Consider the following 15,652-nt stretch of genomic DNA (forward strand, 5'->3'; position numbering starts at 1 on the left):
TCGAACGCGGGATAACCGCAACGATATATTGAGTATTGTTGCGGTACGTCACTTTTTCCAGCTGAAATGAAAAATAATCAGTTTAAACGACGACTTAAGGCGATCAACGCCGCGCAAAATTCGTCGGAGTGAGAGATAAAGGGCGCATGCGCCGCTTTAGCGATGATCAGGGCTTCACTCTGCGGCCATTGCTCATCCAGCAGCGGCACGATTTTGCGCGGCACCAGCCCGTCGAGATAGCCATAAATTCGCAGATGCGGCAGCGAAAGCGTCGCCAGCGGCGCGCGGAGATCGACCGTTTTCAGGATCTCCAGCCCGCCATTCAGCACCGCCACCTCCGGCATCGGCAATGACAGCACCGTGGTTTTCAGCGTGCGGGCATCCTGGCGCGCCGTTTCTGTGCCCATGGTTTGCAGGGCGAGGAAGCGCTCCACCGTGCGCTGGAAGTCATTGCTCAGCTGCTGCTGGAAGCCGGCCAGCACCTCAGGTTTGATCCCCGGCCACTCCTCCTGGGCGCTAAAACAGGGGGAAGAGGCGACGGTCACCAGAGCATGCACCCGCTCAGGGTGCGTCAGGGCAATCTGGCTCGCCACCAGCCCGCCCAGGCTCCAGCCCAGCCAGATCGCCCGATCCGGAGCCTGAGCCAGCACCTGCTCCGCCATCTCCTCAAGCGTCATTGCGCCAAAATCCCGGCTGCGGCCAAAGCCCGGCAGATCCACCAGGTGCAGCGTAAAATGCGAGGCCAGTTCCTCACTGACGCAACGCCATACTTCGGCATTCAGCCCCCATCCGTGCAGCAGCACAAGATGACAATTTCCTGTCCCGACGGTCTGCCACCAAAGGTTGTTCATCGATTACTGTTCTCTTTTTTCACAAGGAGGTTGTCTATGCTAACAGTGCCCGGCTTGTGCTGGCTATGCCGGATGCCGCTGACCCTCGGCCATTGGGGAGTCTGTTCCGTATGTGAAAGGGGAATAGCCCCGCGGGGGAGCCGTTGCCCCCGGTGCGGCTTGCCGGCCATTCACCCTCACCTGCCCTGTGGGCGCTGCCTCTGTAAACCGCCGCCGTGGCAGGCACTGGTGGCGGTGTGCGGTTACAGGCCGCCGGTGAGCCTGCTTGTCCATCAGCTAAAATTTTCCCGCCGCAGCCAGCTGGCCCAGCCGCTGGCGAGGCTGTTACTGTTGGCGCTGTTGCGGGCCAGGCGCAGCCACGGTTTACCGCGTGTCGATATGATGGTCAGCGTGCCGCTCTGGTCCCGGCGGCACTGGCGGCGCGGTTTTAACCAGAGTGACCTGCTCTGTCGCCCGCTGGCCCGCTGGCTAAACTGCCGCTATGTTCCCGACGCGCTTCGCCGCATCCGCGCGACCCCGGCCCAGCATCGGCTCAGCGCGCGACTGCGTAAACGCAACCTGCGGCACGCCTTTGCGCTTGAATTTCCGGTGGCAGGGCGCCATATCGCTCTGGTGGATGATGTCGTGACAACAGGTGCTACCGTTGCGGAGCTCTCCCGCCTGCTTTTGCGAAGCGGCGCGGCGTCGGTTCAGGTATGGTGTCTGTGTCGAACCTTGTAGCGCCCTCAGGTTGGGCGTATTATACCCAGGTAATTTAGTCAACTATTAGGCCAATTCTATGATCCGTATTTCCGATGCTGCACAAGCGCACTTTGCCAAACTGCTGGCAAATCAGGAAGAAGGGACCCAGATCCGCGTTTTCGTGATCAACCCTGGCACCCCGAATGCAGAATGCGGCGTCTCTTATTGCCCACCGGATGCTGTGGAAGCAACTGACACCGCCCTGAAATTTGAGCAGCTCACTGCCTATGTCGATGAGCTGAGCGCCCCGTATCTGGAAGATGCGGAAATCGATTTTGTCACCGACCAGCTGGGCTCGCAGTTAACGCTGAAAGCGCCAAACGCCAAAATGCGTAAAGTAGGCGATGACGCTCCGCTGATGGAGCGCGTGGAGTATCTGCTGCAGTCCCAGATCAACCCGCAGCTGGCGGGCCACGGCGGTCGTGTTTCCCTGATGGAGATCACCGACGAAGGCTTCGCCATTCTGCAGTTTGGCGGCGGCTGTAACGGCTGTTCAATGGTCGACGTCACCCTGAAAGAGGGGATCGAGAAGCAGCTGCTGAACGAGTTCCCGGAGCTGAAAGGCGTACGCGATCTTACCGAACACCAGCGCGGCGAACACTCTTACTACTGATTGCCCGTTTGCTTGCCCGGTGGCGCTACGCTTACCGGGCCTACAAACGCACATCCCCTCTTCCCTTGCCTCATAACATGACCTGCGTCTCAGAATTCACATTTTGACCGCGGGGGTCATTCTCAAGCCGCACATGTTACCCGTATCATTCTCACGGGCACTAAAACAGCTTTACGCCGACCGACTAAACTAAAGATTTAGAAGGCAGCCTCTCTGTGTGCCATCAGTTAGCCGTTCCCAGTTGGGGCAACATTAGTATGTCGTTGAAATAATGACGTTACCCATAACAATTTTTAAGGCCAGATAATCATGCCATTAGTCATTGTCGCTATCGGTGTAATCCTGTTACTGCTCTTGATGATCCGTTTCAAAATGAACGGTTTTATCGCCCTTGTTCTGGTGGCACTTGCTGTCGGCCTGATGCAGGGTATGCCGCTGGTAAAAGTTATCAGCTCCATTAAAGCTGGCGTGGGCGGTACGCTCGGTAGCCTCGCGCTGATCATGGGCTTCGGTGCCATGCTCGGTAAAATGCTGGCTGACTGCGGTGGCGCACAGCGCATCGCAACCACGCTGATTGCTAAATTCGGCAAAAACAACATTCAGTGGGCGGTGGTTTTAACCGGCTTCACCGTTGGTTTCGCGCTGTTCTACGAAGTGGGCTTCGTGCTGATGCTGCCGCTGGTGTTCACCATCGCCGCTTCTGCCAGCATCCCGCTGCTCTATGTCGGTGTGCCGATGGCTGCTGCACTGTCAGTGACCCACGGCTTCTTGCCGCCGCACCCGGGCCCGACCGCTATCGCCACCATCTTCCATGCGGACATGGGTAAAACCCTGCTGTTCGGTACTATCCTTGCGATCCCGACCGTTATCCTGGCAGGCCCGGTATTTGCCCGCTGCCTGAAAGGAATCGACAAGCCGATCCCGGAAGGGTTGTATAACGCCAAAACCTTTACTGAAGCCGAAATGCCAAGCTTTGCCGTCAGCGTCTGGACCTCTCTGGTACCGGTTGTGCTGATGGCCCTGCGCGCCGTCTGTGAAATGGTGCTGCCGAAAGGCCATCCGGTTCTGGGCGTGGCGGAGTTCCTGGGCGACCCGGTAATGGCGACGCTGATCGCGGTTCTGATTGCGCTCTTCACCTTTGGTCTGAACCGTGGCCGCTCCATGGATCAGATTAACGACACCCTGGGCTCCTCGATCAAAATCATCGCCATGATGCTGCTGATCATCGGTGGTGGCGGTGCGTTCAAACAGGTTCTGGTGGATAGCGGCGTGGACAAGTACATCGCCTCCATGATGCATGAAACCAACATCTCTCCTATCCTGATGGCCTGGTCTATCGCGGCGGTTCTGCGTATCGCGCTGGGTTCTGCCACCGTGGCCGCTATCACTGCGGGCGGTATCGTGGCGCCACTGATTGCGACGACGGGTGTCAGCCCTGAGCTGATGGTTATCGCGGTGGGTTCCGGTAGCGTGATCTTCTCTCACGTCAACGATCCGGGCTTCTGGCTGTTCAAGGAGTACTTCAACCTGACCATCGGTGAGACCATCAAGTCCTGGTCGATGCTGGAGACCATCATCTCCGTCTGCGGCCTGATTGGGTGTCTGCTGCTGGGTATGGTGGTGTGATGTGATAGTGCCGGGTGGCGGCTGCGCCTTTCCCGGCCTACATAAACAGAACATGCACATTCCGTAGGCCCGGATCGCTACGCGTCACCGGGCAATAAAAAACCCGCCATCCGGCGGGTTTTTTTATCACTTCTTCGCAGCCGCTTTTCGCCGCTTATCCAAATCCTTAATCAGCTTGTTTACGCCGTCATCGGCAAACATCGCCTCAAGGGAGGTGGAGAGCTTGCGACGCCAGTTCTTGTACTGGTAGCTGGTGCCCGGGATGTTAACCGGCTCCGCCATACCCAGCCAGTCTTCCGGCTGCAATCCCAGCAGCGCACTGTTGCTGTCGGCAATGTAGCGCTGCAAACCGCGGTTGAGCGTGGCGGTCATCGACATCAACGACGCCTTATGCCCGGTGCGTTTTGGCAGGCAGCCGTGCTCATGCAACGCATCCAGCAGCCCCTGCTTCGACAGCTCACGATCCTGATAGAGCCCGTGGAGCATCACTTCGTCAGGGTAGAGACCCAGCGTCTTGCCCAGGGTAAGGTCGCCGCTGTCCCACCAGCCACGAAGCGTAGGAAGGTCATGCGTCGTCGCGACTGCCATTGATTGTTCTGGATACGCCTCCGGCGCGCGGAAGTTCTTTTCAAGGTCGTTTTCAAAATAGAGCACCTTGTAGGAGTACACGCCGCTGTCACGCAGCTTGCTGACAATTTCTACCGGTACGGTACCGAGATCTTCGCCGATCACCATACAGTTATGGCGCTTACTCTCCAGCGCAAGGATAGAGAGCAGATCGTCCACCGGATAGTGAACGTAGGCGCCGTGGTCGGCGGTTTCGCCGTAGGGGATCCACCACAGACGCAACACCGACATCACATGGTCGATACGCAGCGCACCGCAGTTCTGCATGTTGGCGCGCAATAGTTCGATAAAGGGCTCATAGGCGCGAGCCGCAATCACGTGCGGGTCCATCGGCGGCAGACCCCAGTTCTGACCGAGCGGGCCCAGAATATCCGGTGGCGCGCCGACCGAGGCTTTCAGGCAGTAGAGCTCGCGATCGCACCAGGTTTCCGCCCCGCCTTCAGCCACGCCAACCGCCAGGTCACGGTAGAGACCAATCGGCATGTCGTAACCCTGGCTCTCCTGCCAGCAGGCTGCGAACTGGCTGTAGGCGAGCCACTGCAGCCAGAGGTAAAAATCGACCTCGTCGGCATGTTCGTCGCAAAACGCTTTCACCGCCGGGGACTCGACGGACTGATACTGCTCAGGCCAGACCGGCCAGCCCCAGCGCATTTCATCCTCTTGCACCTGATGCGCATGCAGGGCGTCGAACGCCGCCTGCCAGTAGAGGCTCTCCCCTTCGCGGGCAACAAACGCCCGGAAGGCCGCCATCTGGTCGTCGTCACGCTGCGCAAAGCCTTTCCACGCCATACGCAGCGCGGCCATCTTCAGCGCGGTGACGGAGGCATAATCGACCCACTCGGCATCGCGGGCGCGTTGCAGCGTCTGCCGGGTAGTCTCCATCTTCCACCACGCCTGCGCCTCGTCGCTGTTGCGAAAATCCTCCACGGCGTTCACGTCGATATAAATCACGTTCAGCCAGCGACGGGACGACGGGCTGTACGGGCTGGCGCTCTCCGGGTTGGCCGGATAGAGCGCATGGATCGGGTTAAGGCCGATAAAGGCCCCGCCGCGCTTGCCGACATCCGCCAGCATCTTTTTCAGATCGCCAAAATCGCCGATCCCCCAGTTAGCCTCCGAGCGCAGCGTGTAGAGCTGCACACAGGCGCCCCACAGCTTTTTGCCCTCTTTCAGCGCCTGCGGCTCGTAGCAGCGTTTTGGCGCAACAATCACCCGGCAGTGCCAGCGCTGGCCGTCCTGGGTGAGCGTCAGCGTGTGGTAGCCCTCCGGCAGTTTTGCCGGAAGGTTGAGGTTTTTGCCGCCCGTGGCGTGGCCCTTGTGCTGATGTCCCTCTTCGGTGGTCAGCAGCCAGCTAAAGTCGCCGCTGCCTTCGATCGTCAGCGGCATCTTTTTCCCGGCGGTGTAGACCATCACGTTCGGGACGGGGGTGACCGCCGCTTTCGCGACGGGTTTGGCTTTATGCATGGCATCCAGCAAACGCCTCTTGGTTTCAGCACCAATAGACTGCGGTTTACCATGAGCATTGATGTAGCTGGGGCTGATGCCCGCCGCCAGTGCGGCATTATCGAGACGTTTACTTTCCATCGCGCTTCCTTAGCGTTTTGCCTGCCAGATGCGGGCCTGGTAGTCGCGGATTGAACGGTCAGAGCTGAACATGCCACAGCGCGCGGTGTTCAGAATGCACGCCCGGGTCCAGGCTTCCTGGTCGCGGTACAGAACATCGACCTGTTTCTGCGCCTCAACGTAGCCGGCAAAGTCCGCCATCAGCAGGTACGGGTCGCCGCCCTCTTTGCCGATGCTGTGCAGCATCTGGTCGAACGCATGCTTGTCGCCATCGCTGTATTTGCCGCTCTCCAGCTCTTTCAGTACCGCATCCAGCAGTTTGTCTTTTTTACGCCATTTCACCGGGTCGTAACCTTTGGCTTTAATGGCTTTCACCTCTTCCACAGTATGGCCGAAGATAAAGATGTTCTCGTCGCCCACCTGCTCGGCAATCTCAACGTTCGCCCCGTCCAGAGTACCCACCGTCAGCGCGCCGTTCAGGGCCAGCTTCATGTTGCCGGTGCCGGAGGCCTCTTTACCGGCAGTAGAAATCTGCTCAGAAACGTCCGCTGCCGGGATTAACAGCTCGGCCGCCGAGACGCAGTAATCCGGCAGGAAGACCACTTTCAGCTTGTCGCCCACTTTCGGATCGTTGTTCACCGCGTCGGCCACTTTATTGATAGCGAAGATGATGTTTTTTGCCAGGTAGTAGCCCGGCGCCGCTTTCGCGCCAAACAGGAACACGCGCGGCACGCGATCGGCCTGCGGGTTCTCGCGGATCTCTTTGTACAGCGCCAGAATGTGCAGCAGGTTCAGGTGCTGACGCTTGTACTCGTGCAGACGTTTAATCTGAATATCAAACAGCGCGTTCGGGTTGATCTCAATCCCGGTACGGGCTTTGACGTACGCCGCCAGGCGCACTTTGTTGTCCTGCTTGATGGTGCGGTAAGACTCGCGGAATGCCGCATCGTCGGCATATTTCTCCAGGTTGATCAGCTGATCGAGATCGTTGGCCCACTCTTTATCCAGCGAAGAATCCAGCAGCGCGGAGAGTGCCGGGTTGCACTGCTTGATCCAGCGACGCGGGGTGATGCCGTTGGTCACGTTGTGGAACTTGTTCGGCCACAGCTGGTGATATTCCGGGAACAGATCTTTCACCACCAGGTCGGAGTGCAGCGCAGCCACGCCGTTTACCGCAAAACCGCTCACCACGCAGAGGTTAGCCATGCGCACCTGTTTGTCGAACACCACTGCCAGCTTCGCCCATACCGCTTTATCGCCCGGCCAGGTTTTCTCGACCCGCTTTTTGAAGCGGTTGTTGATCTCGGTGATGATCTGCATATGGCGAGGCAGCAGGGTTTTAATCAGCTTCTCGTCCCAGCACTCCAGCGCCTCTGGCATCAGGGTGTGGTTGGTGTAGGCGAAGGTCTTGCTGGTGATCGCCCAGGCGTCGTCCCAGCTCAGCTGATGCTCGTCGATCAGCACACGCAGCAGTTCCGGAATGGCGATGGTTGGGTGGGTGTCGTTCAGCTGGATCACTTCGTAATCCGCCAGCTCCGCCAGTTTGCGGCCCGCCTGGTGGTGGCGACGGAGAATGTCGGCCACGGAGCAGGCGCACTGGAAGTACTGCTGCATCAGGCGCAGCTTTTTGCCCGCCAGATGGTTGTCGTTCGGGTAGAGAACCTTGGTCAGCTTGTCGGCGTCGATCCCCTGCTGCTCGGCACGCAGGAAATCGCCGTCGTTGAATTTGGTCAGGTTGAACGGATGGGCATGGGTCGCCTGCCACAGACGCAGCGGCTGCGCCACGCCGTTACGGTAACCCAGCACCGGCAGATCCCAGGCCTGGCCGGTGATGGTGAAGCCCGGCTCCCACTGGCCCGCTTTGGTCACTTTACCGCCAATACCCACCTGTACATCCAGCGCTTCGTTGTGGCGGAACCACGGGTAGCTGCCACGATGCCAGTCATCCGGGGCTTCCATCTGCTGGCCGTCGGCAAAGGACTGACGGAACAGGCCGTACTGATAGTTCAAACCATAGCCGATCGCCGACTGGCCTACCGTCGCCATGGAGTCCAGGAAGCAGGCCGCCAGACGCCCCAGGCCGCCGTTGCCGAGCGCCGGGTCGATCTCCTCTTCCAGCAGGTCGGTCATGTTAACGTTGTGCGCGTTCAGCACATCGCTCACCTCCTGATACCAGCCCAGGTTAAGCAGATTGTTGCCGGTCAGACGGCCAATCAGGAATTCCATTGAGATGTAGTTAACGTGGCGCTGATCTTTCGCCGGTTCTACTGCGGGTTGGGCGCTCAGTAACTCGGCGAGCGCTCCACTGACGGCCTGCCACCACTGGCGGGAGGTCATCTCTTCAGCGGCATGTAAACCAAAACGCTGCCACTGACGCGTCAGGGCAGCCTGGAATTGAGCTTTGTTGAAAGTAGGCTGTGACATAGGGAATCTGCATCCTGTAGAGAGAAAATAAAACGTTGGCGCTAGTGTGCCTGGCTACTTATGGCTCTTCCTCCTCCTGCCGGGGATTAGGCGGGGAGGAGTAGCGGGGATGAGCGATAAAGTGTGATCGCGGCCACTTTCCACAGCCAGAGTGTGGGGCATTGCAGACGAGATTACCGGGAAGAGTGTCAAAAAATGAAACAGGTTTTCAGAAGAAATATATGAGCGCAGTAATAATTACTTACCTGAAATAATAACTGTAGGATTTTACTGTATCGCAGAGGGTTATTTTACCAGGGTAACCATCCCGAGACTTTATTAACTTTTCACAGCCTTTACGATTCTATATTCCTTTTTATGCTTAACCTTCCGCATGCTCGCCAAACCAGTATCCATGCGCTTTCGAGGCCCATCGGAAAAGTTCCCGCACCCCAGCATATATTTTTGTGACCGAGTGCAAATTAAGGGATATAAAACCCGGACATAACTTGCAATAAAGAGGTTTCTGACCGACCTTATATGCATTAATTACGAAGCGCAAAAAAAATCAAAAATCTCGATTTCCACACAGTGAAGTGAAAACTATGTTGATTCCGTCCAAATTAAGTCGCCCGGTTCGTCTTGACCATACTGTGGTCCGCGAACGCTTGCTGGCGAAACTTTCCGGCGCGAACAATTTTCGACTGGCGCTGGTAACGAGCCCTGCCGGGTACGGCAAAACCACGCTCATTTCGCAGTGGGCATCCGGCAAGACCGATCTTGGCTGGTACTCCCTTGATGAGGGCGATAACCAGCAGGAGCGCTTCGCCAGTTATCTGATCGCCGCCATTCAGCAGGCGACCAACGGACACTGCGTAACCAGCGAAAGCATGGTGCAAAAGCGGCAGTACGCCAGCCTCTCCTCACTGTTTTCCCAACTGTTTATCGAGCTGGCCGAATGGCATCGCCCGCTCTATCTGGTCATTGACGATTATCATCTGATCACCAACCCGGTGATCCATGAGTCGATGCGCTTCTTCCTGCGCCATCAGCCGGAAAACCTGACCCTGGTGGTACTGTCGCGCAACCTGCCGCAGCTGGGCATTGCTAACCTGCGCGTGCGCGATCAGCTGCTGGAAATCGGCAGCCAGCAGCTCTCCTTTACCCATCAGGAGGCGAAGCAGTTCTTTGACTGCCGCCTGAAATCCCCTATCGAGGTGGCGGAAAGCAGCCGCCTGTGCGACGACGTAGCAGGCTGGGCGACCGCCCTGCAGCTTATTGCGCTGTCGGCGCGGCATAACAATAGCCCGACGCAGCAGTCCGCCCGTCGTCTGTCGGGGATCAATGCCAGCCACCTCTCCGATTACCTGGTGGATGAAGTGCTCAACAGCGTCGATCAAACCACCCGTCAGTTCCTGCTGAAAAGCTCCCTGCTGCGCTCGATGAACGATGCCCTGATTGTGCGCGTCACCGGCGAAGACAACGGCCAGATGCGCCTGGAAGAGATTGAGCGTCAGGGGTTGTTCCTGCAGCGTATGGACGACTCCGGCGAATGGTTCAGCTACCATCCGCTGTTTGGCAGCTTCCTGCGCCAGCGCTGTCAGTGGGAGCTGGCGACCGAACTGCCGGAAATCCACCGCGCCGCGGCAGAAAGCTGGATGGCGCAGGGGTTCCCGAGCGAGGCGATTCATCACGCGCTGGCAGCGGGCGATGCCCATATGCTGCGCGATATCCTGCTCAACCACGCCTGGAGCCTGTTTAATCACAGCGAGCTGGCCCTGCTGGAAGAGTCGCTGCGCGCCCTGCCGTGGGAGAGCCTGCTGGAAAATCCACGCCTGGTGCTGCTCCAGGCCTGGCTGATGCAAAGCCAGCATCGCTACAGCGAAGTAAACACCCTGCTGGCCCGCGCCGAGCAGGAGATGAAGGGCGAGATGGATGCCGCCCTGCACGGCGAGTTTAACGCCCTGCGCGCGCAGGTGGCGATCAATGACGGCGACCAGGAAGAGGCCCAGCGCCTGTCGATGGTCGCGCTGGAAGAGCTGCCCCTGGCGAACTTCTACAGCCGTATCGTTGCCACCTCGGTGCATGGGGAAGTGCTGCACTGTAAAGGCGATCTCACCCGCTCCCTGTCGCTGATGCAGCAGACCGAACAGATGGCGCGCCGTCACGATGTCTGGCACTACGCGCTGTGGAGCCTGATCCAGCAGAGCGAAATTTTGTTTGCCCAGGGCTTCCTGCAGGCCGCCTGGGAGACGCAGGAAAAAGCATTCAACCTGATCCGCGATCAGCATCTGGAACAGCTGCCAATGCACGAGTTCCTGCTGCGCATTCGCGCCCAGCTTCTGTGGGCGTGGGCACGTCTGGACGAAGCCGAAAGCACCGCCCGTCTTGGGGTCAATGTGCTCTCCACCTATCAGCCGCAGCAGCAGTTGCAGTGTCTGGGCCTGCTGGTGCAGTGCTCCCTGGCGCGCGGCGATCTCGACAACGCCCGGAACCATCTCAACCGCCTGGAAAACCTGCTCGGCAACGGTCAGTACCACAGCGACTGGGTATCGAACGCCGATAAGGTGCGGGTGATCTACTGGCAGATGACCGGCGACAAGAAATCGGCGGCCAACTGGCTGCGCCAGACGCCGAAGCCGGCGTTCGCCAATAACCACTTCCTGCAGAGCCAGTGGCGCAACATTGCCCGGGCGCAGATCCTGTTAGGCGAATTTGAACCGGCCGAGATGGTGCTGGAAGAGCTGAACGAAAATGCCCGCAGCCTGCGTCTGATGAGCGATCTCAACCGCAACCTGCTGCTGCAAAACCAGCTTTACTGGCAGTCAGGCCGTAAGAATGACGCCCAACGCGTGCTGCTGGAAGCGTTGCAGCTGGCGAACCGCACCGGCTTTATCAGCCACTTTGTGATTGAAGGCGAGACTATGGCGCAGCAGCTGCGCCAGTTGATTCAGCTCAACACGCTGCCGGAGCTGGATCAGCACCGTGCCCAGCGCATTCTGCGTGAGATTAACCAGCATCATCGCCACAAGTTTGCCCACTTCGACGAGACCTTTGTGGAGCGTCTGCTGAATCACCCGGAAGTGCCGGAGCTGATCCGCACCAGTCCGCTGACCCAGCGCGAGTGGCAGGTTCTGGGGCTGATTTACTCAGGCTACAGCAACGAGCAGATTGCCGGTGAGCTGGCGGTGGCGGCCACCACCATTAAAACGCATATCCGTAACCTGTATCAGAAGCTGGGCGTCGCCCACCGTCAGGATGCGGTGCAGCATGCGCAGCAGCTGTTGAAGATGATGGGGTACGGCGTGTAGGGCATTGCCCGGCGGCGCTGCGCTTGCGCGGGTCTACGGTTTTGTTGCCATTTATTGCCCGGCGACGCTACGCTTGCACGGGCCTACGGTTTTGTAGGCCGGGTAAGGCGAAGCCGCCACCCGGCACAAACTCAGCACAGTTCTAACTGCAACTTATGATCGCGAATCACTTTTAACACCCCTTCCGGCGGCATCACATCCGTATAGACCGCATTCACCATACTTATGCTGCCCATATTCACCATCGCGTTACGGCCAAACTTGGAGTGATCCACCACCAGCATGACATGGCGCGAGTTCTCAATGATCGCCCGTTTGGTGCGCACTTCGTGGTAGTCAAACTCCAGCAGCGAGCCGTCCGTATCGATACCGCTGATGCCGAGAATGCCAAAGTCGAGGCGGAACTGGGAGATGAAGTCGAGGGTCGCCTCGCCAATAATGCCGCCGTCACGGCTGCGCAGCTCGCCGCCCGCCAGAATGATGCGAAAGTCCTCTTTCTGCATCAGGGTGGTGGCGACGTTGAGGTTGTTGGTCACGATACGCAGGTTTTCATGGCCGAGCAGGGCATGCGCCACCGCCTCCGGCGTGGTGCCGATGTCGATAAACAGCGTCGCGCCGTTGGGGATCTGACTGGCGACCTTACGGGCGATACGCTCCTTTTCCGAGGTCTGCGTCGCCTTGCGGTCATGCCAGGGGGTGTTGACCGAACTGGAGGGCAGCGCCGCGCCGCCGTGGTGGCGCAGGATACGGTTCTGATCGGCCAGGTCGTTGAGGTCGCGGCGGATGGTCTGCGGGCTGACGGCAAACTGCTCCACCAGCTCTTCGGTACTGACGTATCCCTGCTTTTTCACCAGGTCAATAATGGCATCATGACGTTGTGTTTGTTTCATCGGAGTTCCCTGCCAGATTTATGTTCGTTTTCGCGCATTGAGCGTATCGGCAAACGCCATCGCCAGCCCGACCGCCAGCCCGGCAACGTGAGCACCGTTGGCAATCGCCATACCAAACAGATCAAACCATCCGGCAATAATCCAGATTAACGCGAAAGTCATTAACCCGCGCTGCAGGTAGATACCGCTCTCTGGATCGCGCTCGCCGCGCAGCCAGACATAGCCCATCAGCGCGTAGACCACGCCGGAAAGCCCGCCAAACCACGGGCCGCTGAATTTATGCTGAATAAAGCCGCTAAGCAGCGCGCTGATGAGGGTGAGCACGATGAGCTTGCCGCTGCCGAGCCGTTTCTCCACCGCCCCGCCGAGATACCACCACCACAGCAGGTTAAAGAGAATATGCAGGAACGAGAAGTGCATCAGCGCGTGGGTGAAGTAGCGCCAGAATTCGAACTCTAACGAGGCGTCATAGGGCCAGGCCAGCAGCAGCATGATCTGCTGATCGCCCACCACGCTCATCATAATGAAGACCAGAATGCAGGCCGCCATTAACCCCAGGGTAAACGGCCCCGCGCGTTCGCGCACGGTCGCAAGGAAAGGAAAGCGCTGATAACGCAGGCCGCTACCGGTATGGCCGGACTGCCAGCTCGCCGCCAGATAGCGCGCATCGCCGGGATTTTCCAGAAAACGCGCCAGCTCTGCCTCAACCCGGGCAGCCTGGCTCTCATCCGCCAGCCAGACGTCGGTTTGCGTATGTTGTTGAATGGTAAGAATGACACCCTGCGTCGCCATGTAGTCGACAAACGCCTGGGCGACGCGCGGGTTGTTAAAAGAGGTGATCAGTAGCATCGGCGGCAGTCGCTTATTCCACACAAAAGGGGACAGTATATACCCTAAATGCCCGCGTGCTCGACTTCTGCCGGGAAATGACGGTGCCAGGCATCGAAGCCGCCGTCCACGCTGTAAACCGAGTCATAGCCCTGTTGCAGCAGATATTGCGCCGCCCCCTTACTGCTGTTGCCGTGATAGCACATCACCATCACCGGGGTGTCGAAATCGTTGTCACGCATAAACTCGGCGAGCGAGGCATTGGTCAGATGGAATGCGCCCGGGGTGTGGCCCATCGCAAAACTTTGCGGATCGCGAATATCCACCAGCACTGCGGTGCCCTGGTGCATCTTCTGATGGGCTTCTTCTACGTTAATACATTCAAATTGTTCCATGGTGCTCTCTGTTGTCTGTTCACGTGCCGTGCGGCCTGGGACCGCACTATTTTAACGGTTAGTGTACGTCGTGGCGGCGGGTAAACGCCATTATGTTAGCTCTATCACTCAAAAATGTTTTTTTGATGTTACTAAAATCCATTTCCTTTGCTAATATGAGCGATATCGAACATTTTTGAGCTTTAACGAAAGTGCTGAGGGTACAATGGAAACTAAAGATCTGATTGTAATAGGTGGCGGTATCAACGGTGCAGGCATTGCGGCTGATGCGGCCGGGCGCGGGTTATCTGTCCTGATGCTGGAAGCGCAGGATCTCGCCTGTGCCACCTCCTCCGCCAGCTCCAAACTGATCCACGGTGGCCTGCGTTACCTGGAACACTACGAGTTCCGCCTGGTGAGTGAAGCCCTGGCGGAACGTGAAGTGCTGCTGAAAATGGCTCCCCATATCGCCACGCCGATGCGTTTTCGTCTGCCGCACCGCCCGCATCTGCGCCCGGCATGGATGATCCGCATTGGTCTGTTTATGTACGATCACCTGGGCAAACGCACCAGCCTGCCCGCCTCTGCCGGTGTGCGTTTTGGCGCAGACTCGGTGCTGAAGCCTGAGATTGTGCGCGGATTCGAATATTCCGACTGCTGGGTGGACGATGCCCGCCTGGTACTGGCCAACGCGCAAATGGTTGAACGTAAAGGCGGCGAGGTGAAAACCCGCACCCGCGCGGTCTCGGCGCGCCGGGAAAAAGGGCTGTGGATCGTCGAAGCGGAAGATATCGATACCGGCGAGCGCTTCAGCTGGCAGGCACGCGGGCTGGTGAACGCAACCGGCCCCTGGGTGAAGCAGTTCTTTGACCAGGGGATGCAGCTGCCGTCGCCGTATGGCATCCGCCTGATCAAAGGCAGTCACATTGTAGTGCCGCGCGTCCATACCCAGAAGCAGGCCTATATTCTGCAAAACGAAGACAAGCGCATCGTGTTTGTCATCCCGTGGATGGATGAGTTCTCCATCATCGGTACCACCGACGTGGAGTACAAAGGCGATCCGAAGAACGTTGAGATCGACGAGAGCGAAGTCAGCTATCTGCTGGAGGTCTATAACGCGCACTTTAAAAAGACGCTGGCGCGCGAGGATGTGGTCTGGAGTTACTCTGGCGTACGTCCGCTGTGCGACGACGAATCCGATTCACCGCAGGCTATTACTCGCGACTACACGCTCGATATTCACGACGATCACGGCAAAGCGCCGCTGCTGTCGGTGTTTGGCGGCAAGCTCACCACCTACCGTAAGCTGGCGGAACATGCGATGGAAAAACTGGCCCCCTTCTACCAGGGTATCGGCCCGGCATGGACCAAAGGCGCGGTGCTGCCCGGCGGTGATATCGGCGGCAACCGCGATGACTATGCGGCAAAACTGCGCCGTCGCTATCCGTTTATCAGCGAATCCATGGCCCGCCACTTTGCCCGCACCTACGGCAGCAATAGCGAGCTGATCCTGAACGGGGCGAAGGATCTGACCGATCTGGGCGAACATTTTGGCCATGAGTTTTACGAGGCGGAACTGCGCTACTTAGCCGACCACGAGTGGGTACGCCGCGCGGACGATGCGCTCTGGCGTCGCACCAAAGAGGGGATGTGGCTTAATGCGGAACAACAGTCGCGCGTGGCGCTGTGGCTGGCGCAGCGTATGGGAAAGCGTGAGCTGTCGTTAGCATCATAAAAAATGCCCGGTGGCGCTAACGCTTACCGGGCCTACAGGTTTCATGCGGGCTTCGTGCCCGGTGGCGCTGGCGCTTACCGGGCCTACAAA

The 15,652-nt window shown here is 58.5% G+C and carries 11 protein-coding genes; 5 read left to right on the forward strand and 6 right to left on the reverse strand.

All coding sequences use genetic code 11. From position 1 onward, the window contains the following. Window positions 1–77 precede the first annotated feature (77 nt). Window positions 78–851, reverse strand: a complete 774-nt coding sequence (gene bioH, locus GNG29_RS21290) for a pimeloyl-ACP methyl ester esterase BioH (RefSeq protein ID WP_156655307.1) — start codon at window positions 849–851, stop codon at window positions 78–80. 36 nt (window positions 852–887) lie between these two features. Between bioH and gntX the strand changes: the two genes are divergently transcribed. The 3 genes from gntX (at window position 888) to gntT (ending at window position 3,831) form a co-directional block, all read left to right on the forward strand. Further along, entirely contained in the window at window positions 888–1,571 is a 684-nt protein-coding gene (gene gntX / locus GNG29_RS21295) for a DNA utilization protein GntX (RefSeq protein WP_156655308.1), read from the forward strand. Between the two features lie 58 nt (window positions 1,572–1,629). Further along, window positions 1,630–2,205, forward strand: a complete 576-nt coding sequence (nfuA, locus tag GNG29_RS21300; RefSeq protein ID WP_103177323.1) for a Fe-S biogenesis protein NfuA — start codon at window positions 1,630–1,632, stop codon at window positions 2,203–2,205. Window positions 2,206–2,514: 309 nt separating this feature from the next. After that, entirely contained in the window at window positions 2,515–3,831 is a 1,317-nt protein-coding gene (gntT, locus tag GNG29_RS21305) for a gluconate transporter (protein ID WP_103177324.1), read from the forward strand. 126 nt (window positions 3,832–3,957) lie between these two features. Here the strand turns inward: gntT and malQ are convergent, their stop codons facing one another. Both malQ and malP read right to left on the reverse strand, forming a co-directional pair. Then, window positions 3,958–6,042, reverse strand: coding sequence for a 4-alpha-glucanotransferase (gene malQ / locus GNG29_RS21310; protein WP_103177325.1), 2,085 nt, complete (start codon window positions 6,040–6,042; stop codon window positions 3,958–3,960). 9 nt (window positions 6,043–6,051) lie between these two features. After that, the gene (gene malP / locus GNG29_RS21315; RefSeq protein ID WP_156655309.1) at window positions 6,052–8,445 is read right to left on the reverse strand and encodes a maltodextrin phosphorylase; all 2,394 of its coding nucleotides are present in this window, start codon (window positions 8,443–8,445) and stop codon (window positions 6,052–6,054) included. 584 nt (window positions 8,446–9,029) lie between these two features. Between malP and malT the strand changes: the two genes are divergently transcribed. Then, complete coding sequence (gene malT / locus GNG29_RS21320) at window positions 9,030–11,735, forward strand: HTH-type transcriptional regulator MalT (protein WP_103177327.1); 2,706 nt, start codon at window positions 9,030–9,032, stop codon at window positions 11,733–11,735. Between the two features lie 131 nt (window positions 11,736–11,866). On the opposite strand, the gene GNG29_RS21325 is transcribed toward malT, so the two are convergent. From GNG29_RS21325 to glpE, 3 genes are read right to left on the reverse strand one after another with little or no spacing between them, the layout of a single operon-like run. Continuing rightward, window positions 11,867–12,625 carry a DeoR/GlpR family transcriptional regulator gene (locus GNG29_RS21325; RefSeq protein ID WP_103177328.1) on the reverse strand — a complete coding sequence of 253 codons (759 nt, stop codon included), beginning with the start codon at window positions 12,623–12,625 and terminating at the stop codon, window positions 11,867–11,869. Window positions 12,626–12,643: 18 nt separating this feature from the next. Then, window positions 12,644–13,474 carry a rhomboid family intramembrane serine protease GlpG gene (glpG, locus tag GNG29_RS21330; protein ID WP_103177329.1) on the reverse strand — a complete coding sequence of 277 codons (831 nt, stop codon included), beginning with the start codon at window positions 13,472–13,474 and terminating at the stop codon, window positions 12,644–12,646. Window positions 13,475–13,518: 44 nt separating this feature from the next. Then, window positions 13,519–13,848, reverse strand: a complete 330-nt coding sequence (gene glpE, locus GNG29_RS21335; RefSeq protein WP_103177330.1) for a thiosulfate sulfurtransferase GlpE — start codon at window positions 13,846–13,848, stop codon at window positions 13,519–13,521. A gap of 205 nt (window positions 13,849–14,053) precedes the next feature. Between glpE and glpD the strand changes: the two genes are divergently transcribed. Further along, window positions 14,054–15,562, forward strand: coding sequence for a glycerol-3-phosphate dehydrogenase (gene glpD, locus GNG29_RS21340; protein WP_103177331.1), 1,509 nt, complete (start codon window positions 14,054–14,056; stop codon window positions 15,560–15,562). Window positions 15,563–15,652 lie beyond the last annotated feature (90 nt).

The organism is Leclercia sp. Colony189, assembly GCF_009740165.1.
GTDB lineage: Bacteria > Pseudomonadota > Gammaproteobacteria > Enterobacterales > Enterobacteriaceae > Enterobacter.

Bases quoted from the DNA above. Each gene is read 5' to 3' on its own strand.
- bioH (WP_156655307.1), bottom strand. From the start codon at position 851: ATGAACAACCTTTGGTGGCAGACCGTCGGGACAGGAAATTGTCATCTT.
- gntX (WP_156655308.1), top strand. From the start codon at position 888: ATGCTAACAGTGCCCGGCTTGTGCTGGCTATGCCGGATGCCGCTGACC.
- nfuA (WP_103177323.1), top strand. From the start codon at position 1,630: ATGATCCGTATTTCCGATGCTGCACAAGCGCACTTTGCCAAACTGCTG.
- gntT (WP_103177324.1), top strand. From the start codon at position 2,515: ATGCCATTAGTCATTGTCGCTATCGGTGTAATCCTGTTACTGCTCTTG.
- malQ (WP_103177325.1), bottom strand. From the start codon at position 6,042: ATGGAAAGTAAACGTCTCGATAATGCCGCACTGGCGGCGGGCATCAGC.
- malP (WP_156655309.1), bottom strand. From the start codon at position 8,445: ATGTCACAGCCTACTTTCAACAAAGCTCAATTCCAGGCTGCCCTGACG.
- malT (WP_103177327.1), top strand. From the start codon at position 9,030: ATGTTGATTCCGTCCAAATTAAGTCGCCCGGTTCGTCTTGACCATACT.
- GNG29_RS21325 (WP_103177328.1), bottom strand. From the start codon at position 12,625: ATGAAACAAACACAACGTCATGATGCCATTATTGACCTGGTGAAAAAG.
- glpG (WP_103177329.1), bottom strand. From the start codon at position 13,474: ATGCTACTGATCACCTCTTTTAACAACCCGCGCGTCGCCCAGGCGTTT.
- glpE (WP_103177330.1), bottom strand. From the start codon at position 13,848: ATGGAACAATTTGAATGTATTAACGTAGAAGAAGCCCATCAGAAGATG.
- glpD (WP_103177331.1), top strand. From the start codon at position 14,054: ATGGAAACTAAAGATCTGATTGTAATAGGTGGCGGTATCAACGGTGCA.